Source organism: Corynebacterium marambiense (genome assembly GCF_016342275.1).
In the GTDB taxonomy this organism is placed as follows: domain Bacteria; phylum Actinomycetota; class Actinomycetes; order Mycobacteriales; family Mycobacteriaceae; genus Corynebacterium; species Corynebacterium marambiense.
Genome location: NZ_JAEIOT010000009.1, coordinates 1 through 1,065, shown reverse-complemented (window position 1 = coordinate 1,065; position 1,065 = coordinate 1). Strand labels below are relative to the sequence as shown.

Sequence of the window (1,065 nt, the reverse complement as noted above, 5' to 3'; positions counted from 1 at the left end):
GGCGAGGAACCGCGTACATGGAGTGACAATCGAGTAGATCGCGAAAGACTTCGGTGTTCAGCCGATGGACGTTGCAGAAGTGGTTGAGCCGCACCGCTGTCGACGACGGCCCGAAACCCGGCATGACACGCACCGCATGCGTCGAGATCCATGAGTTGCGAAAAACGGAACCGACTCCTCTAGCAGGACAACGAGGTCCTGCGCCGTGCTGCCGCCTGTCTGTCCCAGGCGAACCTGCCGGGAACAGGTTCTGTCCACTCGTGAATGAGCTCGCCGAAGGGGGAATCCCCGTGACGGTGAAGTGCCGGGTTCTGAAGCTGTCTCGCCAGCGCTATTACCGGGTGGCACGCTTGACCCCATCACGCCGAGCGAGGTCGTGGAGGCGTATCGCGTGAACGTGTTGTTCGACGCTCACCGTGACGACCCCTGGGTTCGGGCATCGGTTCCTGGCTGTTGCGGCTCGGGACGCAGGCGAGGCAATCGTCGACCGGACCGCGTGGCGGATCACATCGCCCAACGGCTGGTGGTCCACGTTCGAGAACAAGTGGGGAAAGAACGACAGGAAGCCGGGACCTGCTGTCGACGACGAGCATTGCACGGTCACCGATGAGGGACGGACGGGTCCGGCACGAGTTTGCCGCCGAACGCCTCAACCAGCTCTGGCTGGCGGATATCCCGGAGCACAAAACGGGTGCGGGCAAGCTCTACGTTTGCGTGATCAAGGACGTGTTGAGCAACAAGATCGTCGGCGAAAGGATGAAAGCCGGTCTGTCCGTCCGGGCGCTCTGCAGCGCTGTCGCACTGCGCGGCGACGTCGCAGGCTGCATCATCCACAACGACCGCGGTAGTCAATGTCGGAGCCGGGGGTTCCTACGTGCTCTGGCACGTCACCACCTCGTCGGATCCATGGGGAAAGTGGCGTCGTGCGGTGACAACGCAGCCATGGAGTCGTTGTTCTCCCTGTTACAGAACAACGTCCTCGACCGCCGCTCCTGGACCACCCGCGAGCAGCTGCACATCGAAATTGTGACCTCGATCGAACGGACCGACCACCGAAGACGCCGA

At 62.5% G+C, this 1,065-nt stretch carries 1 protein-coding gene; it reads left to right on the top strand.

What is annotated here, in order from left to right; genetic code table 11:
* Nucleotides 1–606: 606 nt before the first annotated feature.
* Nucleotides 607–1,065, top strand: a 459-nt coding sequence (locus tag JDV76_RS09260) for a DDE-type integrase/transposase/recombinase (protein WP_198736618.1), incomplete at its 3' end; no start/stop codon positions are given.